Source organism: Nonomuraea sp. GTA35 (genome assembly GCF_041950525.1).
Taxonomy (GTDB): domain Bacteria; phylum Actinomycetota; class Actinomycetes; order Streptosporangiales; family Streptosporangiaceae; genus Nonomuraea.
This window is the reverse complement of the sequence record NZ_JBGNUV010000004.1, coordinates 574,967-597,865: the sequence shown is the minus strand read 5'-3', so window position 1 is coordinate 597,865 and position 22,899 is coordinate 574,967. Positions and strand designations below refer to the sequence as shown.

25 protein-coding genes are annotated in these 22,899 nt (G+C 73.4%); 10 read left to right on the top strand and 15 right to left on the bottom strand.

The window, feature by feature from the left end; translation table 11 throughout:
• The first annotated feature begins 49 nt into the window (after positions 1-49).
• Positions 50-418: a VOC family protein gene (locus tag ACBJ32_RS21280; RefSeq protein ID WP_375128176.1), complete on the top strand. Its 369-nt coding sequence runs from the start codon at positions 50-52 to the stop codon at positions 416-418.
• On the opposite strand, the gene ACBJ32_RS21275 is transcribed toward ACBJ32_RS21280, so the two are convergent.
• The 8 genes from ACBJ32_RS21275 to ACBJ32_RS21240 form a co-directional block, all read right to left on the bottom strand.
• Positions 419-1,804 carry a tetratricopeptide repeat protein gene (locus tag ACBJ32_RS21275; RefSeq protein ID WP_375128175.1) on the bottom strand — a complete coding sequence of 462 codons (1,386 nt, stop codon included), beginning with the start codon at positions 1,802-1,804 and terminating at the stop codon, positions 419-421.
• Positions 1,805-1,857: 53 nt separating this feature from the next.
• The gene (locus ACBJ32_RS21270) at positions 1,858-2,739 is read right to left on the bottom strand and encodes a sulfite exporter TauE/SafE family protein (protein ID WP_375128174.1); all 882 of its coding nucleotides are present in this window, start codon (positions 2,737-2,739) and stop codon (positions 1,858-1,860) included.
• A gap of 2 nt (positions 2,740-2,741) precedes the next feature.
• Positions 2,742-2,942 carry a hypothetical protein gene (locus ACBJ32_RS21265; RefSeq protein WP_357874038.1) on the bottom strand — a complete coding sequence of 67 codons (201 nt, stop codon included), beginning with the start codon at positions 2,940-2,942 and terminating at the stop codon, positions 2,742-2,744.
• 92 nt (positions 2,943-3,034) lie between these two features.
• Positions 3,035-3,337, bottom strand: coding sequence for a hypothetical protein (locus ACBJ32_RS21260; RefSeq protein ID WP_375128173.1), 303 nt, complete (start codon positions 3,335-3,337; stop codon positions 3,035-3,037).
• Positions 3,338-3,475: 138 nt separating this feature from the next.
• Complete coding sequence (locus ACBJ32_RS21255) at positions 3,476-3,847, bottom strand: VOC family protein (RefSeq protein ID WP_357874044.1); 372 nt, start codon at positions 3,845-3,847, stop codon at positions 3,476-3,478.
• Positions 3,831-4,595 (bottom strand): class I SAM-dependent methyltransferase, encoded by a 765-nt coding sequence (locus tag ACBJ32_RS21250; RefSeq protein WP_375128172.1) that lies wholly within the window; start codon positions 4,593-4,595, stop codon positions 3,831-3,833. The genes ACBJ32_RS21255 and ACBJ32_RS21250 overlap by 17 nt, the downstream gene beginning before the upstream one ends.
• Before the next feature lie 46 nt (positions 4,596-4,641).
• Complete coding sequence (locus ACBJ32_RS21245; RefSeq protein WP_375128171.1) at positions 4,642-5,103, bottom strand: Clp protease N-terminal domain-containing protein; 462 nt, start codon at positions 5,101-5,103, stop codon at positions 4,642-4,644.
• 5 nt (positions 5,104-5,108) lie between these two features.
• On the bottom strand, positions 5,109-5,312 hold the full coding sequence (locus tag ACBJ32_RS21240; RefSeq protein ID WP_080042755.1) for a helix-turn-helix domain-containing protein: 204 nt from the start codon (positions 5,310-5,312) through the stop codon (positions 5,109-5,111).
• A gap of 51 nt (positions 5,313-5,363) precedes the next feature.
• Here ACBJ32_RS21240 and ACBJ32_RS21235 point away from each other — a divergent pair, with 51 nt between their 5' ends.
• Positions 5,364-6,842 carry an FAD-dependent monooxygenase gene (locus ACBJ32_RS21235; RefSeq protein WP_375128170.1) on the top strand — a complete coding sequence of 493 codons (1,479 nt, stop codon included), beginning with the start codon at positions 5,364-5,366 and terminating at the stop codon, positions 6,840-6,842.
• Here the strand turns inward: ACBJ32_RS21235 and ACBJ32_RS21230 are convergent.
• Both ACBJ32_RS21230 and ACBJ32_RS21225 read right to left on the bottom strand, forming a co-directional pair.
• Positions 6,823-7,470 (bottom strand): response regulator transcription factor, encoded by a 648-nt coding sequence (locus tag ACBJ32_RS21230; protein ID WP_185109860.1) that lies wholly within the window; start codon positions 7,468-7,470, stop codon positions 6,823-6,825. The genes ACBJ32_RS21235 and ACBJ32_RS21230 overlap by 20 nt on opposite strands.
• Entirely contained in the window at positions 7,467-8,573 is a 1,107-nt protein-coding gene (locus ACBJ32_RS21225; protein WP_375128169.1) for a sensor histidine kinase, read from the bottom strand. The genes ACBJ32_RS21230 and ACBJ32_RS21225 overlap by 4 nt, the downstream gene beginning before the upstream one ends.
• A 95-nt stretch (positions 8,574-8,668) precedes the next feature.
• On the opposite strand from ACBJ32_RS21225, the gene ACBJ32_RS21220 reads away from it, so the two are divergent.
• Complete coding sequence (locus ACBJ32_RS21220; RefSeq protein WP_375128168.1) at positions 8,669-10,417, top strand: gamma-glutamyltransferase family protein; 1,749 nt, start codon at positions 8,669-8,671, stop codon at positions 10,415-10,417.
• Here the strand turns inward: ACBJ32_RS21220 and ACBJ32_RS21215 are convergent.
• Both ACBJ32_RS21215 and ACBJ32_RS21210 read right to left on the bottom strand, forming a co-directional pair.
• Positions 10,407-11,855, bottom strand: coding sequence for a flavin-containing monooxygenase (locus tag ACBJ32_RS21215; RefSeq protein ID WP_375128167.1), 1,449 nt, complete (start codon positions 11,853-11,855; stop codon positions 10,407-10,409). The two genes, ACBJ32_RS21220 and ACBJ32_RS21215, sit on opposite strands and share 11 nt — an antisense overlap.
• A gap of 102 nt (positions 11,856-11,957) precedes the next feature.
• Positions 11,958-12,131 carry a hypothetical protein gene (locus ACBJ32_RS21210; protein WP_357874068.1) on the bottom strand — a complete coding sequence of 58 codons (174 nt, stop codon included), beginning with the start codon at positions 12,129-12,131 and terminating at the stop codon, positions 11,958-11,960.
• Between the two features lie 105 nt (positions 12,132-12,236).
• Between ACBJ32_RS21210 and ACBJ32_RS21205 the strand changes: the two genes are divergently transcribed.
• Positions 12,237-13,022, top strand: coding sequence for an SURF1 family protein (locus ACBJ32_RS21205; protein WP_375128166.1), 786 nt, complete (start codon positions 12,237-12,239; stop codon positions 13,020-13,022).
• Between the two features lie 2 nt (positions 13,023-13,024).
• On the top strand, positions 13,025-13,336 hold the full coding sequence (locus ACBJ32_RS21200; protein ID WP_225271828.1) for a DUF3817 domain-containing protein: 312 nt from the start codon (positions 13,025-13,027) through the stop codon (positions 13,334-13,336).
• Positions 13,337-13,363: 27 nt separating this feature from the next.
• Here the strand turns inward: ACBJ32_RS21200 and ACBJ32_RS21195 are convergent, their stop codons facing one another.
• The 3 genes from ACBJ32_RS21195 to ACBJ32_RS21185 all read right to left on the bottom strand — a co-directional run bounded on the left by ACBJ32_RS21195 (position 13,364) and on the right by ACBJ32_RS21185 (position 15,619).
• The gene (locus ACBJ32_RS21195; protein WP_357874074.1) at positions 13,364-13,555 is read right to left on the bottom strand and encodes a hypothetical protein; all 192 of its coding nucleotides are present in this window, start codon (positions 13,553-13,555) and stop codon (positions 13,364-13,366) included.
• Positions 13,556-13,678: 123 nt separating this feature from the next.
• Positions 13,679-14,746 carry a protein kinase gene (locus tag ACBJ32_RS21190; protein ID WP_375128165.1) on the bottom strand — a complete coding sequence of 356 codons (1,068 nt, stop codon included), beginning with the start codon at positions 14,744-14,746 and terminating at the stop codon, positions 13,679-13,681.
• Between the two features lie 18 nt (positions 14,747-14,764).
• Positions 14,765-15,619, bottom strand: a complete 855-nt coding sequence (locus ACBJ32_RS21185; RefSeq protein WP_375128164.1) for an arylamine N-acetyltransferase — start codon at positions 15,617-15,619, stop codon at positions 14,765-14,767.
• A 71-nt stretch (positions 15,620-15,690) separates the two neighbouring features.
• On the opposite strand from ACBJ32_RS21185, the gene ACBJ32_RS21180 reads away from it, so the two are divergent.
• Genes ACBJ32_RS21180 through ACBJ32_RS21160 form a run of 5 tightly spaced genes read left to right on the top strand, consistent with a single transcriptional unit; the run spans position 15,691 to position 22,892 of the window.
• Positions 15,691-16,374 (top strand): response regulator transcription factor, encoded by a 684-nt coding sequence (locus ACBJ32_RS21180; protein ID WP_168008205.1) that lies wholly within the window; start codon positions 15,691-15,693, stop codon positions 16,372-16,374.
• Entirely contained in the window at positions 16,371-19,853 is a 3,483-nt protein-coding gene (locus ACBJ32_RS21175) for a DUF4153 domain-containing protein (protein WP_375128163.1), read from the top strand. Before ACBJ32_RS21180 ends, ACBJ32_RS21175 begins: the two co-directional genes overlap by 4 nt.
• Before the next feature lie 8 nt (positions 19,854-19,861).
• Positions 19,862-21,391, top strand: a complete 1,530-nt coding sequence (locus ACBJ32_RS21170) for an amidohydrolase family protein (RefSeq protein ID WP_375128162.1) — start codon at positions 19,862-19,864, stop codon at positions 21,389-21,391.
• A gap of 35 nt (positions 21,392-21,426) precedes the next feature.
• Positions 21,427-22,503, top strand: coding sequence for an alanine racemase (locus tag ACBJ32_RS21165; protein WP_375128161.1), 1,077 nt, complete (start codon positions 21,427-21,429; stop codon positions 22,501-22,503).
• Between the two features lie 8 nt (positions 22,504-22,511).
• The gene (locus ACBJ32_RS21160; RefSeq protein ID WP_357874096.1) at positions 22,512-22,892 is read left to right on the top strand and encodes a Rid family detoxifying hydrolase; all 381 of its coding nucleotides are present in this window, start codon (positions 22,512-22,514) and stop codon (positions 22,890-22,892) included.
• The last annotated feature ends 7 nt before the right edge of the window (positions 22,893-22,899 follow it).

Sequence of the window (22,899 nt, the reverse complement as noted above, 5' to 3'; positions counted from 1 at the left end):
GGGCACGGCACGGTCGTGCCCCTCACCTGAGGCCACCTGAGGAGGAGCGATGACGCTCGGCATCAGCCAGGTCACCGTCTACGTCGAGGACCAGCAGCGCGCGGCGGACTTCTGGAGCCGCAAGATGGGCTTCGAGATCGTGCGCGACATGCCGTACGGCGAGCACCGCTGGATCGAGGTCGAGCCGCCCGCCGGCGGCACCCGCCTGGTCATCGCCAAGGCCGATCCCAAGTGGCCGGCGCTGGTGGAGGGCCTGCCCAACTACGTGATGTTCCACGCCGACGACATCGTCAAGACGCACCAGGAGCTGGCGGCGCGCGGCGTCGAGTTCACCCAGCCGCCGAACCGGCAGCCGTGGGGCTGGTCGGCCGTCTTCAAGGACGACGACGGCCACCTGTTCCACCTGGGGCAGCGCTAGTCAGCGGATGCCGAGCCGCCAGCGCAGGTCGCGGGCCGTCACCAGGACGTGCTGGAGCTCGCCGGGGCTGGGCCACGGCGCGCTGCCGGGCCGCACCAGGGCCCCGCGCACCGACGCCAGGTGCTCGACCGCGCTGGCGTGCGCCCCGCTCCGCTCCACCAGCCACGCCAGCACGTCCGAATGATCGTGCAGGGGCCGGGTCACCAGGTCCCACGTGGCCAGCACCTCGGCGAGGTCGGCCACCTCGAGCTGGACCCCGTCCCGCCGCCCGGTGGCCGCCGCGGCCAGCTCGGCGCGGGCGGTCAGCTCGGGTTCTGCGGGCCGGGCCCAGGAGGGCGGCGGCGGGTCGGCCAGCCACTCCTGCGCCTCCCCGTGCTCCCCTGCCACCGACAGCAGCCCGCCCAGCTCGACGGCGGCCCTGTGGTGCCCGGCCCGCGCCGCCTGCCTGAACCAGTGCTGCCCGCCCGCCAGGTCGCCGAACTCGGCGATGAGCAGCAGCCCGTAGTTGAAGGCCGACTCGGCGTCGCCGCCGGCCGCCGCCCGCCCGAACCAGTGGCTGGCCGCCGCGGTGTCGTCCAGCTCCACGCAGACGAACCCGGCCATCCGCTGGTCGTAGGCCCGGCCGGCGTTCGCGGCCTGCTCGAACCAGGCCCGCGCGGCCCGCAGGTCGCCCCTGGACAGCGCCACGCCGCCGAGCCGCGAGGCGGCGCCGGGATGCTCGCTCCTGGCGGCCAGCCGGTAGTACGCCTCGGCGCCCTCGGGGTCGCGGCTGGCGTGCAGGTAGAGGCCCAGGCAGTACGCGGAGTCGGCGTGCCCGCCCCTGGCGGCGCACTCCCACCAGTGCACGGCCTCGGCGTCCTGGCCCGCGCAGTACGCCAGGAACCCCAGGTCGTGCGCGGAGGCCGCGTCACCGCCCTCGGCCGCCCTGCGGTGCCACTCGCGGGCCACGCCGAGCTCGCCCGCGTCCTCGCACATCAGCGCCAGCCGGCGGGCGGCCGTCCTGGACCCGGCCGCGGCCGCGCTCTCGAACCAGACCCTGGCCGCCCCGACGTCGCCGCGCTGCTCCAGCAGCAGCAGGGCCAGGTTCGTGGCGGCCTCGGCGTCGCCGGCGCCGGCGGCGGCCTCGTACCAGGTGACGGCGTCCTCAAGGCTGCCGTGTTTCTCGTGCCAGATGCCCAGGTTGTAGGCGCTGTCGACGTTGCCGCCCGCGGCGGCGCGCTCCCACCAGTGGCGGGCGGCCGCGCGGTCGCCGTGCTGGGCGAAGAGCTTGCCGAGCCGGTGCGCGGCCTGGACGTCGCCCGCCTGCGCGGCGGCCATCAGCTCGGGCTCGTCTCCCACGCGCGGCGCCGGTACGGACGGCACCGCCACCTCTCCTAGCCAGGACATGGCGACAGACTGACACGTGATCGCCCGATCGCGAACCGTAATCGCCGAAGCCTCTAGGAGAAGTGGATGAAGCCCGCGTACATGCCCATGCCGCAGACGTACCGCAGGGAGCCCGCGGGCTGCGGCGGCAGCCGTACGGTGGCGGGGAGCGCCACGTCGCGCCCGCCGATCGAGACGGTGCCGGTGCACCCCCGGTCCACCAGCTCGAAGACCACCTCGACGGGCACCCCGGCCCGCGCCGTCACGATGGCGGGCCGGTAACCGTCGCGCGTGGCCCACACGGTGACCGTCTCCGCTCCCGGCCCCGCCGCGGCGGGCGTTCCGGCCTGGGCGAGCCAGCCCCCGAGGCTGACGCCGGTCCCGGCGGTCCAGAGGCCGGCGCCCACGGCCACGATCGCGGCCCACCGGGCCAGCCGGGTCCGGGAGACCCGCCGCAGCACGTACCCGAGCAGCGCGAACGCCGGCGCGGTGCCGACCACGAACCCCGCCATGGCCGCCGCGCCCGCCAGCGGTGAGCCGCTGGAGACGGCGACCATCTCGACGCCGAGCGTCACGCCGCAGGGCACCAGGATGGTGGCGGCGCCCAGCAGCGGCGCCTTGAACCGGGACGGAGCAGGCGGTTCGGGCGCCGAGCAGCCCGTACGCCGCATGAGCCGGATCGCGAAGCCGACGACCGTGACCCCGGCCACGACGAGCAGCACCGCCCTGGCCTGCGGCGGCAGGCTGACGGCCGAGCCGAGCAGCCCGAGCAGCGCCCCCGCCGCGGTGTACGAGGCCAGCCGCCCCGCCAGGAACCAGCCCACCAGAGAAGGGTCGCGCCCCCCGCGGCCGTCGGCCAGGCCCATCAGCAGCCCGCCCTGTGCCGCCGTGCACGTGGCGGTCCCCGCGAGCAGCCCGGCGGCCACCCCGCCGGCCAGCAGGGTGAGGGTCTGCACGGTCAGCGGGCGGACGCCAGGTCGTCGAGCGAGCCGCTCCTGGCGGCCTCGACGATGGAGCCGAACTGGTCGAGGCTCATCTCCACGCGCTGCCCGAAGTCGTCCACGATGACGACCTGGCGCTCGGCGGGAGCCGTCTCGTCGACGAACAGCTCGGGACATCCGCAACTGCACTGGCCGCAGAACTTGGCGATGGACCGCATCCTCGTCCTCACTCTCTCTCGGGCCGGTTACTCGCAAGGTAACGCGACCCCTTGGATGCGGCCAGTGACAGTTGTCGCACTGATAGTGATGTTTAGGATGAACCGCCCCTGAGCACAGACATCCTTTCGAAGTACTCGTCGTCGGTCATCTCGCCGCGAGCGTAGCGCTCGGCGAGGATCCGCTCGGCGGACGCGGTCGGCGAGGCCGCCGAGGCGGCGGACGCGGTCGGCGAGGCGGCGGCGTGCGCCCGGCGCGGCCCCCACCAGCCCCTCCGCCAGCTCACCACGGCCAGCGCGATGAAGCCGGCCCAGAGCAGGGCCCAGACGATCGGGAAGATCGGGGCGACGCCGCCGGCGGCGCCCCAGTGCGGGCCCGCCATGATCAGAGTGTTCATGTCTCCTCCTTGACGTGTGCCTCCAGGGTCGCCGGAGGAGCCGCGCGGCGAATCGGACGGCGGGCTCTGCTCGCGCTGCTCCCGAGGGAGTGCTTCAGGCGGGCCCGCCGTACGACAGCGGGGGTAGGGCGCCGCCCGTCAGGCCAGGCAGAACTCGTTGCCCTCGGGGTCGATCAGCACGACCCAGTCGTCATGCGTCTGCAGCAGCTCGGCCCCCAGGTCCACCAGCCGGTCGATCTCCGAGTCGACGTCGTCGGCCCGCAGGTCGAGGTGGAGCCGGTTCTTGACGATCTTGCGTTCCGGCACCCGCTGGAACCACAGCCGCACGGGCCCGCCCTCGACGAGCACCGTCGGGTCGTCCTCCGGGTCCTCGACGCCCAGCTCGCGCAGCCGGGCAAGCTCGGCCTCGTCGTACGGCGCCACGGCGTACCCGTCGAGCGCCGCCGCCCAGAACCGGGCCAGCGAGGCCGGATGCCGGCAGTCGACCACCACGTCATGCAGTCGGGCCATCGGGTTTCCTCGCCTCGATCAGGAACCGGGCGGAGTGGGCCACGAACGGCCCCTCCGCCTCGATCCGCTCGTGCAACGAGCGCAGCTTGTCAGGGAAACGCTCGACCGAGAAGCCCGGCACGATCCAGATCACCTTCCGCAGGAAGTAGATCACCGCGCCGATGTCGCGGAACTCCATCCGCAACCGCTCGGACCGCAGGTCCACGACCTCCAGCCCGGCGGCCTCGGCCTCGGCCTGGGCGTGCGCGGGTTCGCGGTGACCGCCCTCGTGCGGCCCGAGGAAGTACTCGGACAGCTCGTGGACGCTCCACGGGCCGACCTGCTGCGAGAAGTAGGAGCCGCCGGGCCGCAGCACGCGGGCGATCTCCGCCCACCACGTCGCCACGGGATGGCGGCTGCTCACCAGGTCGAAGACCGCGCCGGCGAACGGCAGGCGCGGCTCCTCGTCGTCGTGCACCACCCACGCGCCGCGCGGGCGCAGCCGGGAGGCGGCCAGCCGAAGGTTGGGCGGCCACGACTCGGTGGCGACGGTCATCGGGGGCAGGGTGGGCAGGCCGGCGAGGATCTCGCCGCCGCCGGTCTGGATGTCGAGCGCGGCCCGCGCCCGCGCCATGCGCTCACCCAGGAGCCGGGAGTAACCCCAGGACGGCCGCTCCTCGGTGGCCCGGCCGTCGAGCCAGGAGAAGTCCCAGCCGGCCACGGAAACGGTGTCGGCCTCGCGGACCAGGTCGTCGTACGTGCGCCGCATCCTCCGACCTTGTCAGCGGCCGGGCCAGGAGATCAACCACATTTCGTCAGGCGATGCGGTGGCGCACGGCCGCGCGGTCGATGCCGAGCTGGTCGATGAGCTGCGCGACGGGGTCGGGCCGCTTGCGCGCCAGCAGGTTGAGCGTCAGGTGCCGGGGCACCTCGGCGTCCCTGGTCCTCGCCTTCGTGGCCCTGATGGCGTCGTTGAGCACGGCCCTGGCGCTGGAGGTGAGCGCGGTGGCGGGGACCGCCGGGTGTTTGCGCGGCGTGTCGGGCGGCTCGCCCACCTCGAGCCCCAGCATGCGCAGCGCGGCCCGGTCGAGCTCCTCCAACGCCGCGCGGGCGGCCTCCAGCCCGACGCCGAGCGCCCGGGCCGACTCGTCGTGGTGCAGGAGGCCGAGCAGCATGTGCTCGGTGCCCAGCCGCCGGTCACCGCGCAGCCTGGCCTCCTCGAACGCGGCCTTGACGATCACCGTCACCGGGCTCTTCTGCCTGCCGAACATCGTCATCCCCCTCACTTGCCGTACTTGGCGTGCACCGACTGTCGCGACATGCCGAGCGCGTCGCCGATCTGCTCCCAGGTCCAGCCCTGCTCCCTGGCCAGCGCCACGGACACCGCCTCGACCTGCTCGGCCAGCCGGTGCAGCGCCCCGACCGCGCGGAGCCCCATCGCGGGGTCGTTGGCGCGGATCCGCTCGGTCAGCTCTGTAACGTCCACGTTGTCAGGCTAGATTGACAACGCGGATTCTGTCAATCTAGCCTGACAGACATGGAGGATGTGCTGATCGTGGGGGCGGGCCCCGTCGGGCTGATGCTCGCGTGCGAGCTGAGCCTGGCCGGCGTGCGCCCCGTCGTGCTGGAGAAGAGGGCCGAGCCGAGCGAGCTGCCCAAGGCCAACGGGCTGGGCGGGCAGATCGTCGACTTGCTCGACCACCGGGGGCTGCTGGAGCGTTTCAGCGAGGGCAGCCCGTTCGCGGGCCGGGCCGCCGGCTTCCCGTTCGCCGGGGTGCCGCTGAGCTTCGAGGGGATCGACGACATGCCGCTGCGGCTGCTGCTCATCCAGCAGCCCCGGCTGGAGCGGCTGCTGGCCGAGCGGGCGCGCGAGCTCGGCGTCGAGATCAGGCGCGGCTGCGAGGTGCGCTCGCTGGCGCAGGACGAGGAAGGGGTGACGCTCGGCGTCGCGGACACGCGGATCCGCGCCCGGTACGCCGTCGGCTGCGACGGCGCGCGCAGCCGCGTACGGGAGTGGGCCGGGATCGGCTTCCCCGGCACCACGGACGAGGAGGGGCTGCTGGTCGGCCACTTCAAGGCCGACGTCAAGGTCTTCGAGAGCCTGGAGTCGGACGGCCTCCAGCCGGGCTGGAACCGCACGCCGCACGGCCGCGTGCTGCTCACCTCCCTGCAGGACGGCGTGCTCATCGCCGGCGTACACGAGCCGGCCGTGCTGCCCGACGGCCCCGTCACCCTGGACGACTTCCGCGCGGCCGTGCGCCGCGTGCTGGGCAGGGACCTCCCGCTCGGCGAGCCGATCTGGCTGTCCAGCACGGTCGCCCAGGCCCGGCTGGCCGAACGGTACCGGGCCGGGCGGGTGTTCGTGGCGGGGGACGCCGCCCACCTGTTCCCGGCGGGCGGCTCGGCGCTCAACGTGGGCATGACGGACGCGGCCAACCTCGCCTGGAAGCTGGCCGGCGTGCTGCTGGGGCGCGTGCCGGACGAGCTGCTCGACACGTACGACGCCGAGCGCCGGCCGGTCGGGGCGCGCACGCTCATGCAGACGCGCGCGCAGGCGGCGATCGACCGCGTCGAGGGCGAGGACGGGCTGGCGCTGCGCGAGCTGCTCGGCGAGGTGTTCGCCTTCCCGGAGCCGGCGCGGCACCTGGCCCGGCTGCTGCAGGACTCCGGCGTCGCGTACGGGCCGCCGGAACGTCCGGCTGACGGCGTGTCCGGGGTGCCGGAGCATCCGCTGGCCGGGCGGTTCGTGCCCGATCTGGAGCTGGCGGGCGGAGGCCGGGTGGCCGAGCTGATGCGCGCGGCCCGCCCCGTCCTGCTCGACTTCGGCCTCGGCGCGGACCTCGGGGCGGACCTCGACGGCGGCTGGATCGACGTGGTGCGCGCCCGCTGCGACGACCCGCCCGCCGGCGCGCTGCTGATCCGCCCCGACGGCTACGTGGCCTGGGCGGGCGCCGACGGGCTGGCCGAGGCGGCCGAGCGGTGGTTCGGGGCGGGCGTCACAGCCAGCCGGGCTTGACCAGGCCCGACTCGTAGGCGATGACGACGAGCTGGGCGCGGTCGCGGGCGTGCAGCTTCATCATGGCCCGGCTCACGTGCGTCTTCGCGGTCGCCGGGGACATGAACAGCTTGGCCGCGATCTCGTCGTTCGTCATCCCGGTGCCGACCAGGGCGAGCACCTCGCGTTCGCGCTCGGTGAGCTGGTCGAGGCCGTCGGCGGCGACCGGCTCCTTGGCGCGGGAGGCGTACTCGGCGATCAGCCGCCGGGTCACGCTGGGCGACAGCAGCGCCTCGCCGGCCGCCACCACCCGCACCGCCTGGATCAGCTCGGCCGGCTCGGTGTCCTTGACCAGGAAGCCGCTGGCGCCGCCGCGCAGCGCCTCGAAGACGTACTCGTCCAGCTCGAACGTCGTCAGGATGATGATGTGCGGCCCCGGCGGCATCTGGCGGGTGGCGGTGAGGCCGTCGGTGCCCGGCATGCGGATGTCCATGAGCACGACGTCCGGCTGATGCTCGCCCGCCAGCCGGACGGCCTGCGCGCCGTCGGACGCCTCGGCCACCACGGTCATGTCAGGCTGGGCGTCGAGCAGCGCCTTGAAGCCCGCGCGGACCAGCGCTTGGTCGTCCGCCAGCAGAACCTTGATCATGACGTCTCCTCGGGTAGGGGCAGCCGGGCCTCGACCTCGAAGCCGGTGCCGGAAGGTCCGGCGACCAGCGTGCCGCCGAGCGCGGAGGCCCGCTCGCGCATGCCGGGGATGCCGTTGCCGCTGCCCGACTCGGACAGCGCGCCGGTGGTGCCGGAGCCGGAGTCGCTGACCCGCAGGATCAGCTCCTGCTCGCCGTACTCCAGCCGCACGTCCACCGCCGCGCCGGGCGCGTGCCTGGCGGCGTTCGTGAGCGACTCCTGGACGATCCGGTACGCCGCCCGCTCCACCTGCGGGGGAAGCGGCCGGGAACCGACGCGCTTGAGCGTCACGTCCACCCCGCAGCGCTCGATCAGCTCGTCGAGCCGGTCGAGCCCGGCCGTGGGGGAGCGGGGCGCGCCCTCGCGCAGCACGTTCAGCACCGAGCGCATCTCGCCGAGCACCTCCTTGGAGGCCGTCTTGATCGTGGCCAGGGCGGTCCTGGCCTGCTCGGGGTTGGCGTCGATGAGGTGCAGCGCGGTCGAGGCCTGCACGTGGATGAGCGAGATGTTGTGCGCCAGCACGTCGTGCAGCTCCTGCGCCATCGTCAGCCGCTCCTCGCTGGCCTGCCGCCTGGCCTCCTCCTCGGCGGTGCGCTCCCGCTCGGCCCTGCGCTCCCTGACGGTCCTGACCAGCTCGGCCACGACCATGAGCAACATGATGGAGGTCAGGATCCACACGCTGTGGAACAGGTCGCGGTTGCCGACCATCCAGGCGTAGGTGAGGAACGACAGCAGCGTCATCCCGGCCATCACCCAGGCCATCAGCCTCCTGCCGCGCAGCACCAGGAGGACCAGCAGGACGCCGGGGCTGATGAAGGTGGGGCCGTAGGCATACCCGCCGATCAGGAACAGGTCGCAGGCGGCCAGCGCGGCGGCGGTCGTGAGCAGCGGGAAGCGGCGGTGCAGCAGCACCGCGAGCGGGCCGATCAGCAGCAGCACGTACGCGTAGGGGTCGAGCGCCTCCCGATCCAGCCGCTGCCCCCAGGAGGCGCCCTTGGCGATCACCATCTGGGCGACCGCCACGATCAGGGCGAGATAGGGGTCGAACCCGTTCTTCCTGCGCACGCCACCCACGCTAGATCACCCCTCCTGACCAGCACATCATCCCTATGTGTGAGGAGGCCCTACCACGCGGGGCGTACCTGGGCCATGGTGGGACCATGCGCCGTGCGATCATTCCCGCAGCAGCAGTCCTCGTCTCGCTCGTGCCCGCGCCCGCCGCGCTCGCACAGCAGACTCATACACAGCAGGCCCATACACAGAAGGTCCCCGTCGCCGAAGGGTACGGCGGCGCGGTGGCCACCGTCGACCTCGACGCCAGCAAGGCCGCCATCTCCGTGCTGAGGAAGGGCGGCAACGCCATGGACGCCGCGGTCGCGGCGGGCGCGGTGCTGGGCGTCACGGAGCCGTACTCGGCCGGGCTGGCCGGCGGCGGCTTCATGGTCTACTACGACGCCAGGCGGCGCGAGGTGTTCACGATCGACGGCCGCGAGACCGCCCCGCGGGCCATGACCGCCACCTCGCTGGAGGGCATCCCGTTCGAGGAGGCCGTGACCAGCGGCCTGTCGGCGGGCGTGCCGGGCACGGTCGCGAACTGGGACCTGGCCCTGCGCAGGTTCGGCACGATCTCCCTCAAGCAGGCGCTCCAGCCGGCGATCGAGGTGGCCTCCAAGGGCTTCGTGGTGGACCAGACGTTCTACGACCAGACCGCCGCCAACGCCGGCCGCTTCAAGGACATCGCCTCCACGGCCCAGCTCTACCTCCCGAACGGCGCCCCGCCGCCCGTCGGCTCGATCTTCAGGAACCCCGAGCTCGCCGACACCTACCGCGAGCTGGGCAAGCGGGGCCCCGGCTGGCTGTACGGCGGCCGGCTCGGCCAGGAGGTCGTGGCCACGGTCAAGAACCCGCCGGTCACCCCGGGCAGCACCCGCAACGTCCGGCCGGGCCTGATGGAGCTGTCCGACCTGCGGGCCTACCGTGCCATCATGCGCGAGCCCACCAAGGTCTCCTACAAGGGCATGGACGTGTACGGCATGGCCCCGCCCTCCTCCGGCGGCTCCACGGTCGGCGAGGCGCTGAACATCCTGGAGGCGCTGCCGCAGGTCGGCCTGCACGAGTACCTGGAGGCGTCCAGGCTGGCCTTCGCCGATCGCGGCAAGTACGTCGGCGACATCCCCGGCGTGCCGCTGCGCGAGCTGCTGTCCGACGGCTTCGCCAAGGAGCGGGCCTGCCTGGTCGGCGGCGCCGCCATGCCGCATCCGGCCGCGCCCGGCGAGCCCGACGGCTCGTACGAGGGCTGCGCTCCGCCCACCGGCGCCGCCACCCCGGTCGCCCAGGAGGGCCCCGAGACCACGCACCTGGTCGTGGCCGACCGCTGGGGCAACGTGATCGCCTACAACCTGACCATCGAGTCCACCGGCGGCAACGGCATCGTGGTGCCGGGCCGTGGCGTGCTGCTCAACAACGAGCTGACCGACTTCACCTTCGGCCCCGCCCCCGGCGACCCGAACCTGCCGGGCCCCGGCAAGCGGCCGCGCTCGTCGATGGCGCCGACGCTGGTGTTCGACCACGGCAGGCCGGTGCTGGCGGCCGGTTCACCCGGCGGATCCACGATCATCACGACCGTGCTGCAGATCCTGATCAACCGGTACGAGTTCGGCATGAGCCTGCCCGACGCGCTCGCCGCGCCGCGCGCCACCCAGCGCAACACCGCGCAGACGCAGGCCGAGCAGGCGTTCCTGGACCGGCACCGCGCCGAGCTGGAGGCCAGGGGGCACAGCTTCGCGCTGAACCCGGAGATCGGGGCCGCCACGGCGCTGGAGTTCCTGAGCAGGAACCGGATCCAGGCCGTGGCCGAGCCGTCCCGCCGCGGGGGCGGCAGCGCGTTGGTGGTCGCCCCTAGTAGATGAGCTCGTAGGCGCCGGGCTTCACCCTCCGGGTACGCGCCCAGTACTCGAAGGTGAAGCCCGGCCAGATCGTCCGGTTCACCCCGTGCTCGTCCAGGTACCAGGAGCGGCAGCCGCCCGCGTTCCAGACCAGCGGGTCGAGCCGGGCCCGCAGCCGGTCGTTGAACGCCCGCTGCGCCTGCGGCCGCACGTCCACGGCCACGGCCTGGGTGCGGGAGAGCAGGCGCAGGCACTCGACGACGTAGCGCGCCTGCGACTCGATCATGAAGACGACCGAGTTGTGGCCGAGCCCGGTGTTGGGGCCGAGGAGGAAGAACAGGTTGGGGAAGCCCGCGGTGGTGATGCCGAGGTAGGCCTCGATCCCGTCGCGCCAGGCCTCCTGGAGCTTCAGGCCGCCCCTGCCGATGATCCGCTGCTCGGTGAGCGCGTCGGTCACCCTGAAGCCGGTGCCGTAGACGATCGCGTCGGCCTCGTGCTCCGTCCCCGCCACGAGGGAGTGCTCGCGGATCTCGGTGATCCCGTCGGTGACGAGCGAGACGTTCTGCCTGGTCAGGGCCGGATAGTAGTCGCTGGAGACGAGGATGCGCTTGCAGCCGATGAGGTAGTCGGGGGTGAGCGCGCGGCGCAGCTCCGGGTCGGGCACCTGGGCGCGCAGGTGCCGGAGCGCGAGCTGCTCGTGGGCCTTCATCAGGCGGGGGTCCACGGCGAAGCCCAGCGCCCTGGTCTCCAGGGCCCAGTAGATGCCGGCGCGCAGGGTTCTGGCCGCGCCGGGCAGGCGCAGGAGCCGCCGGGCGGCGGAGGGGAAGGCGAAGTCCGGCTTGGGGTGCAGCCAGGGGGCCGTGCGCTGGAAGACGGTGACGTGGCGGGCGGTGCGGGCGAGCTGGGGGACGAACTGGACGGCGGAGGCGCCGGTGCCGACGACGGCCACGCGCTTGCCGGTCAGGTCCACGGAGTGGTCCCATTCGGCGGAGTGGAAGGCGGGGCCGGCGAACGATTCGCGCCCGGGTATTTCCGGAAATTTCGGGATGTGGAGGGCGCCGATCGCGGAGATCACCGCCTTCGGGCGCAGGGTGTCGCCGTCCTCCGTGGTGACCGTCCAGGCCCGGGCGGCGTCGTCGTACTCCATCGAGACGACGTGCTTGCCGTACCGGATGTGCGGGGTGATGCCGTACCTCGCGGCGCAGGCACGCAGGTATGCCTGGATCTCCTCCTGCGGCGCGAACATCCGCGACCAGTCCGGGTTCAGCTCGAACGAGTACGAGTACATGTGCGACGGCACGTCGCACGCGCAGCCGGGATAGCTGTTGTCGCGCCAGGTGCCGCCCAGCTCCCCGGCCTTCTCCAGGATGACGAAGTCGTGGTGACCGGCCTGTTTGAGCTTGATGGCCATGCAGATCCCGGCGAATCCGGATCCGACGATCACGATCCCTGGCTCACCCACGGGCTCCTCCCGGTCTTATTGGACACTAAGTCCAATGTATCCGTTGCCGGGAACGACGAAAACCCGCCACGGCCCCCGCGGCGGGTGAAGCAGTCGGCTGTCTTACTGGAGCAGCAGGAAGGCGGCGACGCCGATGATCACGATGGCGGCGACGACCGCGATGATGGGCACGAGGGGCGACTTCTTCGGCTTGGCCGAGGCCTCCTGCTCGCGCGCGTTGGCGAACGCGCGGAAGGCCTGGGTGTTGCCCGCCGGGTCAATGTGCTGGTCAGACATGGGCAGCAGCCTAGCGTGCTCGCCTGCGACGTTTGCGTCTTTTGGCGGGATCCATAGCGATGGGCTGATTAGGGGACCACCCCACCGGCCGGATAGCTTTGAAGCATGCTCAGGACCCTGTTCTCCGCGCGCCTCATGGGGCTGCACCTGCTCACGATCGGGGTCCTCGTGGCGTTCATCCTGCTCGGCCGCTGGCAGCTCGGCGTCTTCCAGGATTCAGGAAAGCCGCGCGTCTCCACGGACCCCGAGCCCGTCGCGGTCGCCACGCTCGCCAGGCCCGGCGCTCAGCTCGACGGTGAGTTCGTGGGCCGCAGGGTCACGGCCGAGGGCGTCTACGAGGCCGATCGCCAGCTCCTGGTCGCCGACCGGCGGGCCGACGTCGACGCCCCCGGCGGCAGGGCCTCGCACGGCGACGGCTACTGGGTGCTCACCCCGATCAGGCTCGACGACGGCACGCTCGTGCCGGTCGTGCGCGGCTGGGCGGCCGAGGCCGACGACCCGGGCGTCGCGGCCGTGCCGGAGGGCCGGGTCACGGTGTCCGGGCGGCTGCGGCCGCAGCAGGGCACCGACAGCGTGCAGCGGCGCGCCGAGGGCCTGCCCGCCGGCCAGGTGCAGACGGTGTCCACAGGCGAGCTGGTCAACCTGTGGAGCGGGCAGCAGGTCCGCACCGGCTACCTCGTCGCGCAGCCGGCCTCGGGCTCGTTGACGCAGGTCAAGGTGGATCCGCCGGTGGTCGGCGGCACGCTGACGTGGCGTAACCTGGCTTACGCCGCCAACTGGTGGATCTTCGCTGGATTCGCCGTCTTCATGTGGTTCCACTTCGTGCGCGACGCCGTGCGAAGCGACCGGGACCGCGGCAAGTCGTCCCCTGAGATGGTTCTGGAAGGTTAACGGTGGAATCGGCTCTCAAGCCCTTCCGGGCGCTCGCGTACGTGGTCGGGGTCATGCTGCTCGTGCTCTGCGTGGGCATGGTCCTGAGGTACGGCTTCGGTGAGCCGTCCCTGTCGCAGACGATCGCCCCCATCCACGGCGGGCTCTACATGATCTACCTGATCGCGGTCATGAACCTGGGCATGAAGGCGCGCTGGTCGTGGCCGTACATGGCGGGCATCATGCTGGGCGGCACGGTCCCGTTCCTGTCCTTCTACGTGGAGAGAAGGGTGACCCAGCGCGTGCAGGCCGCGCTGGCCGCGGCGGAGGCCTGAGGCCCCCGCCGCGAGGGCGAGCAGGGCTCAGTGGCCGATGCCGCGCCTGCGGGCCCTCTTGAGCCGCTCACGCTGCGACGGGTCGAGCATCAGGTAACCGACCACCGGGGCGGCGATCACGCCGAGGACGACCAGCAGGGTGACCCAACCGGGCAAGATGATCCACGAGAGCAGGACCGCGACGCCTGCGCCAATCGCGTACTTCTGTATTGGCGACATCCTCAACATCCTCCGAACGCGGAGCGCGCGCCCCGCCTCTCCCACATTGTGCGTCGCCTGTCCAACGTGTGAACCCGCCACGAGGTTCCATGTCGCGATGTATCGCAATTGTTGTGCGGGTCGTCAAGCCCGCTCGCCGGCGACGGCGAGCAGCTCCCGGCGCAGCTCGTCCACGGTGGGGCGGTGCGCCGGGTCGCCCGACAGCAGCCTGAACAGCACGGGAGCCAGCGCCCCCGCCCTGGTCAGCGGGGCTCCCGGCGCGGGCGGCGAGCCCTCGACCGCGGCGAAGAGCGTGGCACCGAGCGACCACAGATCCGCGGCCCGGGTCGCGGCGCCCTCCGGAGCCGTGTAGGCCGGGAGCGTTCCCGACCTCAGCAGCGGCGTCAGCCGGGCCTGCCCCGAGCCGTCGACGAGCACGTTCCCCGGCTGCACCCCGCCGTGGAAGGCGCCGCCCGCCACCAGCCGGTCGAGCACGGCCAGCCCGATCGCGGCCACCCGCGCGGGCGGCAGCGGGCCCGACGCCTCCACCACCGCGTCCAGCGGCAGGTCCACGGCCAGCCGCTCGAGCGTCTCGCGCACCACCTCCACCGGCGGCGGCCCCGCCGGATGCAGCATCGCCCTGATCAGCGACCTGAACGGGTCGGCGCCCGCGGCCGGTACCTGACCCGGCGGCCGGCCCTCGACCGCGAAGTGCAGCGTGGCGGCCAGCGACCACAGGTCGGCCGAGGGCAGCGTGCTGAGACTGGGGGCGCCGAACCCGGCCAGCACCGCCCGCCCGGTCGCGGTGAGCAGCACGTTCCCGGGATCGACCCGGCCGTGCACGATCCCCGCCCCGTGCGCGGCGGCCAGCGCCGACAGGACGCAGACGCCGGCCCTGGCCGCCTGCGGGACCGGCAGCGGGCGGCGCGAGCGCACGGCCTGCTCCAGCGACACCCCGGAGACGAACTCCATGACCAGCCACGGCACGCCGCTCTCGATCAGCACGTCGAGCACCCGCACGATCGACGGGTGCCGCAGCCCGGTGGCCCTGCGCGCCTCGAACAGGGCGGAATCGCGCAGTTCCGGCGGCACCCGCAGCTCCCTGACCGCGACGTCGCGGTGCTCCGCCTCGTCGAAGGCCAGGCGCACGGACCCGGCGCCCAGCGGGTTCAGCAGCCGGTAGCGACCGCTCAGCTTCCTGGTCTCACCCATGGGACACGCACGCCGACATCATGCCGAGCCGCCCGCCAGCCAGCTCTCGTGCGCCTCGTACACCTTGCGCCAGAGCTTGTCCTTCTCCCCGTCGCTCACGTCGTCGAGCGGCAGCAGGAAGACGTCCGCCAGCGCCGCGTAGTAGTCGCGCGCCGTGCCCAGCGTGACCGAGTGCGCGCCCCTGCCCAGGCGCGTCAGGGACAGCCCGCGCAGGCTGTCCACGCCGTACGCGTCCCGCCGCTGCACCGTCGCCACCCGCACGAACCCCGACGTGGGGGATGTGGTCAGCTCCACATGCTTGTCGGCGAACGCCGACATCTCCACCGGGGCCATCCCGAAGTCCATGCCTTCGAACGAGCCACTCGGATCGTGGTCGAACCGCCACCCGCCGGGTGCCACCTCCGACGGCCGCAGCACGTACGTGAAGGGGCCCTGCCGGTACGTGCCCGCGACCAGAGGCAGCGGCTCGTGCAGCGCGTCGCCGAGCCCCAGGTCAGCCAGCCACTCGCCGCCCGGGTTGCCGTCGGAGGGCAGGCCGCGCACGGTGAGCACCAGGTGGTTGCCGGTGACGCCGGGATCCTTGCCGCGGCCCTGCACGCCGCCGTAGTGGCGGGTCACGTCGAAGCCGAGGGCCAGGGCGAGCTGCGAGAACGCGCCGTTCAGGTGGTAGCAGTAGCCGCCGCGGCCCCCGATGATGCGCTCGGCGGACTCCACGGGATCGACCGTCGTGGCGCGGCCGAGCCAGATCTCCAGCGCCTCGTACGAGACCCTCTCGACGTGCGCGGCGTGCAGCGCGCGCAGCGTCTCTGCGCTGATGGGGGCGTTGAGCAGGCCGGGCAGGCCGAGCCGGCGGAGGTATGCGGCGGTGTTCACCTGCCAAGTCTGCACGGTATGTGCACGAATTTGGGAGTGTCGTCTGCACAGCGTGCTTCTAGGCTGCGTACGTGGCAGAGCAGCGACGCATCCTCGTGGTCGAGGACGACGTGACGATCGCGCTGGCCGTACGCAACCGCCTGGCGGCCGAAGGCTTCGACGTCAGGGTGGCGGGCGACGGGCAGGACGCCCTCGTCCAGTACGGCAACGCGGAACCGGACCTGGTGATCCTCGACCGGCTGTTGCCCGGGCTCGACGGACTGGAAGTGTGCCGCAGGATGCAGGCCGCCAGGCCGGTGCCCGTGCTCATGCTGACCGCGCTCGGCGACGAGACGGACGTGCTCGTCGGGCTCGGCGTCGGGGCCGACGACTACCTCGCCAAGCCGTTCAGCATGCGCGAGCTGGTGGCCAGGATCCACGCGCTGCTGCGGCGGGTGGAGCGGGCGGCCCAGCTCGCCGCCGAGGACACGGTGATCAGGGTGGGCGAGGTCGAGATCGACACCGCCGCCCGCCGCGTGTTCGTGCGCGGGGCCGAGGCGCAGCTCACCAGAACCGAGTTCGACCTGCTGCGCCGCCTGGCCGAGCGGCCGGGGCAGGTCTTCGAGCGCGACCGCCTGCTGTCCGACGTCTGGGGCTTCTCCGAGGCGGCGGCCACCAGGACCGTGGACAGCCACGTCCGGGCACTGCGCCGCAAGCTGGGCTCCGACGTCGTACGCACCGTGCACGGCGTCGGCTACGCCCTGGTGAGGCGATGAACCCCCTGGACTTCCTCGGCCGGATCAAGGTCAAGCTCGGCATCGTGATCGTGCTGGCCGTGGGCACCGCGTTCGTGGTGAACGAGGTCGGCATCAACTCCGGCTTCTCCCGCGAGGTGCGGATCGCGGTCGCCGTCATCCTGGCGCTGATCATGGTGCAGGTGCTGGCCATGGGCATGACCAAGCCGCTGCGCCAGATGGCCCGCGCCGCCCAGACCATCGCCAAGGGCAGCTACACGCTGCGCGTCAGCGCCACCTCGCGGGACGAGGTGGGCGAGCTGGCCAGGGCGTTCAACGCGATGGCGGCCGACCTCGGCGAGGTGGACCGGCAGCGGCGCGAGCTCGTCGCGAACGTCAGCCACGAGCTGCGCACCCCCATCACCGGCCTGCGCGCCGTCCTGGAGAACGTCGTGGACGGCGTCTCCGCGCCCGACCCCGTCACCATGCGCACCGCGCTCGCCCAGACCGAGCGGCTCGGCCGCCTGGTCGCCCAGCTCCTCGACCTGTCGCGGCTCGACTCCGGCGCGCGCCTCATCGAGGCCGAGGCCGTCGAGTTGGCGCCGCTCATCGAGCAGGCGGTCCGCGAGGCGTCGCTGGCGCGCGAGGACGTGCTGATCCGGCGGTCGGTCCCCGGCGACCTGGTGGTCCGCGCCGACCCCGACCTGCTGGCCCAGGTCCTGGCGAACCTGCTCGACAACGCGGTACGCCACAGCCCTGCCGAGGGGGTGGTGACCATCGGCGGCGCGGCGGAGGGATCCGGGGTGCGGATCGTCGTCTCCGACCAGGGGCCCGGCATTCCCTCCTCCGCCCGGGGGCGGGTCTTCGAGCGCTTCTCCCGGCTGGACTCGGGGCGCGCGGCGGACGCGGGGGGCGCCGGGCTGGGGCTGGCCATCGTGAAGGAGATCGTCGAGCTGCACGGGGGATCCATTCGGATCGACGACTGTGCCGGGTGCCGGATGGTCGTCGACTTACCAGGAAGGATGACGATGGGGGACATGCCGCTGGAGGTCGGGCGCGGGACGGGGGACGACGGGCGGCCGGAGCGCGTGGTCGCGGACGACGCGCGCGGCGCGGGCGGTTCCGCGGACGTCGCGCCCGGGCTCGCGGCGGGGGCCTTGCCCGTCCTCGGGGCCGGCGCGACCGGCACCGCTCCGGACCCGGGCCCGGACGCGGGCCCGGCGGTGGGCCCGGCGGTGGGCCCGGCGGTGGGCTCGGTGATGGGCGGCACTGCGGGGGACCGCCTTGCGGTGGGTGGCACTGCGGTGGGCGGTAACCCGGTGACGGGTGGCGCGCCCGCCGAGACCCTCGCGGCGCAGGCGGCGTCCGGTGACGCGGCCGTGGCCGCGCGGGCGCCCGGCGAGGGCGCGGCGGGATCTCCCGCCGGGGAGGACGTCGCGGCCGGCCCGGGCGTTCCGGCCGACGCGGCGGCCGTCGCGGCGCAGGCGCCCTCCGCCGATGCGGCTGTCGCCGGTGCGGCGCCTGGCAAGAGCGGCGCGGCCCATCTGGCGGCCGGCGAGAGCGTCCCGGCCATCACAGCGACCGGCGCCGTGACGAGCGGGGGGACCGCCATCGGTGCCGGCGCGAGTGGCGCCGCGTTGGGTGGCGTCGGTGCGGCGGGCCCGGTGGCGGGTGGTGCCGGGGTGGTCGGCCAGGGAGCGGGCGGTATCGGTGTGGGTGTGCCGGGACCGGCCGGGGCCGGGGCAGGCGGGCCGGGGGCGGGGATGTACGTGCCGCCCCAGCCGCCGAGCCCCGGCAGCAACCTGGCCAGGATGCTCGGGGGTGCGGTCATCGGGCTCCTGGTCGGGTTCATGGTGGGCATGTTCGCCGCCGTGCTCGTCAGCGTGACCCTGGGCGACGGGATGGCGCTGCTGACGTTCGTCGGCTGCACCGCGGTCCTGGGAGCCGTGGGCGCGGCCATGGGCGCAGGTTCCGGACGCAGGGCGGCGGCCGCGGCGTACCAGGCGACGGTGCCGTACCGGAGCCAGTCGGGGCCGGTCCCGCCCTACGTGCCGCCCCCGCTGTTCCCCAGGCCCGAGCTGCCCGACCCGCCCGGATGGCTGCTGCCGGCCGCGGCGGGGGCCGGCGTGTTCGCCGCGGTGGCGCTGCCCGAGGCGCAGGTGGGGCTCGGGATCGTGCTGGTCGCGATGGTGGTGGGCGCGGCGGCGCTGCCGGCCGTGCTGCGGCGGATGACGCCGTGGACGGTGGCGTTCGGCGCGACGGCGTACTGGCTGATCTCGATGGCGGCGGTGCGCGACGCCGACTGGCTGGTCGGGATCCTGCTCGTGGCGGGGGCCGGGCTGGGCGCGCTGGCCGTCTCCGGCGCGGGCGCCGGCTGGCTGGGCGTGATCAGGGGCGGCATTTCCGTGCTGCTCGCGCTCGGCCCCGTGCCGTGGTTCCTGGCGAAGCCGCTCAAGCGGCTGACGGCCAGGCGGCGGGTGTTGCCGATGGTGATCGCGCTGGGCATCACGGCGGTGCTGCTGATGGTGTTCGGGCTGCTGTTCGCCTCGGCGGACGCGGTGTTCGCCTCGTACGTGGAGCGGCTGACCACCACCCCCGACTGGGCCGAGTCGGCGCCGGTACGGATCTTCCTGTTCGCGCTGTTCGCGGTGCTGCTGGCCGCGGTCGTGCTGGTCGCGCTGCGGCCCGTGGTCGACCCCGTGGGGCCGGAGACGAGGTTCAGGGTCAGCACGAGCATCTGGGCGCTGCCGCTGTCCGCGGTGAACCTGCTGTTCGCCGCGTTCGTGGCGGTGCAGATCACGGCGCTGTTCGGCGGGAACACCCTGGTGCTGAGGACGGCCGGGCTGACCTACGCCGAGTACGCCAGGCAGGGCTTCTTCCAGCTCGTGGTGGTCAGCGTGTTCGTGCTGGCCATCGTGGCGGTGGCGGCCGGGCTGCTCAGGGTGGAGCGGCGCGAGCGCTGGCTGCTGGCCGTCCTGCTCGGCGTGCTGTGCGGGCTGACGATGGTGGTGCTCGCCTCGGCCCTGCACCGCATGAACCTCTACACCGACGCCTACGGCCTGTCCCGGCTGCGGCTGTCCGTGCAGGCCACGGTGTGGTGGCTGGGGGCGCTGTTCGCGCTGGTGCTGCTGGCGGGCGCGGCGCGGCTCATGGGCCGCGGCTCCGGCTGGCTGCCCCGGACGATCGTGCTGGTCACCGGGCTCAGCCTGGGCGCGTTCGCGCTCGTCAACCCCGATCTGCGCGTCGCGCAGACGCAGGTGGAGGTGCGCGGCCCGGCGAAGATGGACTCCGACTACCTCGGTGACCTGGGCGCGGAGGCGGTGCCCGCCCTCGACCGGCTGCCGGAGCCGCAGCGCAGCTGCGTGCTGTCGGCCGTGGTGGAGGCCAACGGGCTGGACCGCCCCGACCCGTGGAACGGCTGGAACCTGGCCCGCTCGCAGGCCCGCGACGTGCTGGCCGAGCGGCCCGTGCGCGAGCAGGGCGCCTGCGGCCCCAGGGCGGTCGTTCCCGTCCCTGATTAAATCCAGGAGTGACCTTCGACATAGTGATCAGCGGTGGGCGGGTGCTCGACGGCACGGGCGCCCCGCCGTACCGGGCGGACGTGGGGATCTCGGGCGACCGGGTCGCGGCGGTCGGCAGGCTCGGCGGCGCGCGGGCGGGCACGGTGATCGACGCGACGGGCCGGTTCGTCGCCCCGGGCTTCGTGGACTGCCACGCGCACGGTGACGCGGCCGTGTTCGACGCCGGCGTGCAGCGGGCGGCGCTGCGGCAGGGGGTCACGACGTTCGTGCTGGGGCAGGACGGGCTGTCGTTCGCGCCCGGATCCGCCGCGACCGTGGCCTACGCCTCGCGGTACTTCGCGGCGGTCAACGGTGCCCTGGTGGACGGGCCGCTGACCGTCGCCGACCTGCTCTCCGGCTACGACAGGGCGGTGGCGCTGAACACCGCGTACCTGCTGCCCCACGGCACCATCCGCTACGACGTCATGGGCCCCTCGCCCGATCGGGCCGGGCCCGGCGACCTGGCGGGCATGCTGCGCCGCGTGGAGCGCGGGCTGTCCGAGGGCGCGGTCGGGCTGTCGACCGGGCTGGAGTACCTGCCGGGCCGCTACGCCGACGCGGAGGAGCTGGCCGCCCTGTGCGCGCCGCTCGGCGGCCTGCCGTACGTCACGCACATGCGGGCCTACGGCGAGCGGGCCGGCGTGGGGATGGCCGAGGTGGTGGAGATCGCCGGGCGCTCGGGCGCGGCCGTGCACGTCTCGCACCTGCACGGGCCGGCGGGCGTGCTGCTGCCGCTGGTCGAGGAGGCCCTGGGCAAGGGGGTGGACCTCACCTTCGACACCTACCCCTACCTGCGCGGCAACACGATCCTGGCGATGGTCGCGCTGCCGCCGTCCGTGCCGGGCGCCGACCAGGACGCCGCGCTGGAGATGATCGCCTCGGACGCGCTGGAGGAGTGGTGGCCGGCCCAGAGCGCGCTCTGGCCCCGGCTGACGATCTCGCACGCGCCCGGCCTGGAGTGGGCCGAAGGGCTGACGATGGTGGCCGCGGCCGAGCGGGCCGGGGCCGAGCCGGCCGCCCTCTGCCGCCGCCTCCTGACGGAGACGCGGCTGGAGGCGGGGGTCGTCATCGCCCGCCCCGACGAGGGGCCGCAGGGCGAGGAGTCCGTACGCCGGATGCTCCGCCACCCCTCGCAGACCGGCGGCTCCGACGGCATCTACGTGGGCGGCCATCCGCATCCGCGCGGGTTCGGCGCGTTCGCCAGGTTCCTGGGCAGGCACGTCAGGGAGCTGGGCGACTGGACGTGGGAGCAGGCCGCGGTGCACCTGGCCGCGCATCCCGCCAGGCGCTTCGGGCTGGCGGACCGGGGGCTGCTGCGGCGCGGGTTCGCCGCGGACGTGGTGGTGTTCGACCCGGCCACGGTGGGCGACCTGGCCACCTATCCCGCGCCGCGCACGCTCGCGGAAGGGATCGACGACGTGCTCGTGTCCGGCGTGCGCGTGCTGGCCGGCGGCGAGCTCACGGGTGCCACGCCGGGACGCGCGCTGCGGCCCTCGTGAGCGATAAGGTCGGAGCCGGAATCAGAGGGGGTGTTGTGCCGGCGATCCTCGGCCAGTCGGTCTTCGACGGCGGGCTCGAATTTCCCGCCATGGTGGTGCACCGAGACGCGCTGGAGCACAACGTCTCGACGATGGCGGGCTTCGTCCGCGACCACGGCATGGAGCTGGCGCCCCATGCCAAGACGCACATGTCCGCCGAGATCGCCGCGATGCAGCTCGCGGCCGGCGCGTGGGGGCTCACGGTCGCCACGCCCCGCCAGGCGGCGACGGTCAGGGCGTTCGGGGTGGACCGGATCCTGGTGGCGAACCAGGTCGTCGATCCCTCCGGCCTCACCTGGGCCGCCCACGAGCTGGAGCGGGATCCGGGCTTCGAGCTCCTCAGCTTCGCCGACTCCACGGCGGGGATCGACATCCTCGCCGCGCACGCCGGCTCCCGGCCGTTCAGGGTGCTGGTGGAGCTGGGGCACGAGGGCGGGCGGGCCGGCTGCCGGACCCTCGGCGAGCTGCTGGAGGTGGCCTCGTACGCGCAGTCGACGCCCGGCGTCGAGCTGGCGGGGGTGGCCGGGTACGAGGGCGGGCTGCGCTCGGGCGACGAGGTGCGCAAGTACCTGGCGGCGCTGCAGGAGGCCGTGGAGCACGTCCGCGTCAGGAACCCCGTCCTCACCGTGGGCGGCAGCCAGTGGTTCGACGTGATCGGCCGCGAGCTGGTCGCCACCCAGGCCAGGATCCTGCTGCGCAGCGGCGCCTACGTCACCCACGACGACGGCTACTACCGCGAGCGCACGCCGTTCAACCGCATCGACGGCGAGCTGCGCCCGGCCTTGGAGGTGTGGGCGCACGTGCTGTCGGTGCCCGAGCCGGGGCTGGCCATCGTGGGCATGGGCAAGCGTGACGCGCCGTACGACGAAGGGCTGCCGATCCCGCGCCGCGGCGGCGTCACGATCGTGAAGATGCAGGACCAGCACACCGTGGTCCGCGCCACTGGGCTCAAGCCCGGTGACCTGCTGGCGTTCGGCATCTCCCATCCCTGCACGGCGTTCGACAAGTGGCGAGTTCTGCCGCTGGTGGACCGGGACTACCGTGTCGTTGGCACGATAAGCACGAATTTCTAGGAGATTCAGTGAAAAAGGAGCTCCGGACCACGGAGGGCGCCGCCCCCATCGGCGCCTACTCGCAGGGACTCGTCGTGGGCGACTTCGTCTACACCTCCGGCGCGGGCCCGCTCGACCCCCAGAGCGGCGAGGTCGTCGGCGACGACGTGGCCGCCCAGACGCACCAGACCATGCGCAACCTCGGCGCCATCCTGGCCGCCCACGGGCTCGGCTTCGACGACGTGGTCAAGGCCACGGTCCACCTGCAGCACCTCAAGCGCGACTTCGCCGCGTTCAACGAGGTGTACAAGTCGTACTTCAACCAGCCCTACCCCGTGCGCACCACGGTGGGGTCCGACCTGATGGACATCCTGGTGGAGATCGACTTCGTCGCGCACAAGAGCGCTTGAGGTGCGG

Coding starts and splice junctions, on each gene's coding strand:
- ACBJ32_RS21280 (WP_375128176.1), top strand. CDS start 50: ATGACGCTCGGCATCAGCCAGGTCACCGTCTACGTCGAGGACCAGCAG.
- ACBJ32_RS21275 (WP_375128175.1), bottom strand. CDS start 1,804: ATGTCCTGGCTAGGAGAGGTGGCGGTGCCGTCCGTACCGGCGCCGCGC.
- ACBJ32_RS21265 (WP_357874038.1), bottom strand. CDS start 2,942: ATGCGGTCCATCGCCAAGTTCTGCGGCCAGTGCAGTTGCGGATGTCCC.
- ACBJ32_RS21260 (WP_375128173.1), bottom strand. CDS start 3,337: ATGAACACTCTGATCATGGCGGGCCCGCACTGGGGCGCCGCCGGCGGC.
- ACBJ32_RS21255 (WP_357874044.1), bottom strand. CDS start 3,847: ATGGCCCGACTGCATGACGTGGTGGTCGACTGCCGGCATCCGGCCTCG.
- ACBJ32_RS21250 (WP_375128172.1), bottom strand. CDS start 4,595: ATGCGGCGCACGTACGACGACCTGGTCCGCGAGGCCGACACCGTTTCC.
- ACBJ32_RS21245 (WP_375128171.1), bottom strand. CDS start 5,103: ATGACGATGTTCGGCAGGCAGAAGAGCCCGGTGACGGTGATCGTCAAG.
- ACBJ32_RS21235 (WP_375128170.1), top strand. CDS start 5,364: ATGGAGGATGTGCTGATCGTGGGGGCGGGCCCCGTCGGGCTGATGCTC.
- ACBJ32_RS21230 (WP_185109860.1), bottom strand. CDS start 7,470: ATGATCAAGGTTCTGCTGGCGGACGACCAAGCGCTGGTCCGCGCGGGC.
- ACBJ32_RS21220 (WP_375128168.1), top strand. CDS start 8,669: ATGCGCCGTGCGATCATTCCCGCAGCAGCAGTCCTCGTCTCGCTCGTG.
- ACBJ32_RS21210 (WP_357874068.1), bottom strand. CDS start 12,131: ATGTCTGACCAGCACATTGACCCGGCGGGCAACACCCAGGCCTTCCGC.
- ACBJ32_RS21205 (WP_375128166.1), top strand. CDS start 12,237: ATGCTCAGGACCCTGTTCTCCGCGCGCCTCATGGGGCTGCACCTGCTC.
- ACBJ32_RS21195 (WP_357874074.1), bottom strand. CDS start 13,555: ATGTCGCCAATACAGAAGTACGCGATTGGCGCAGGCGTCGCGGTCCTG.
- ACBJ32_RS21190 (WP_375128165.1), bottom strand. CDS start 14,746: ATGGGTGAGACCAGGAAGCTGAGCGGTCGCTACCGGCTGCTGAACCCG.
- ACBJ32_RS21175 (WP_375128163.1), top strand. CDS start 16,371: ATGAACCCCCTGGACTTCCTCGGCCGGATCAAGGTCAAGCTCGGCATC.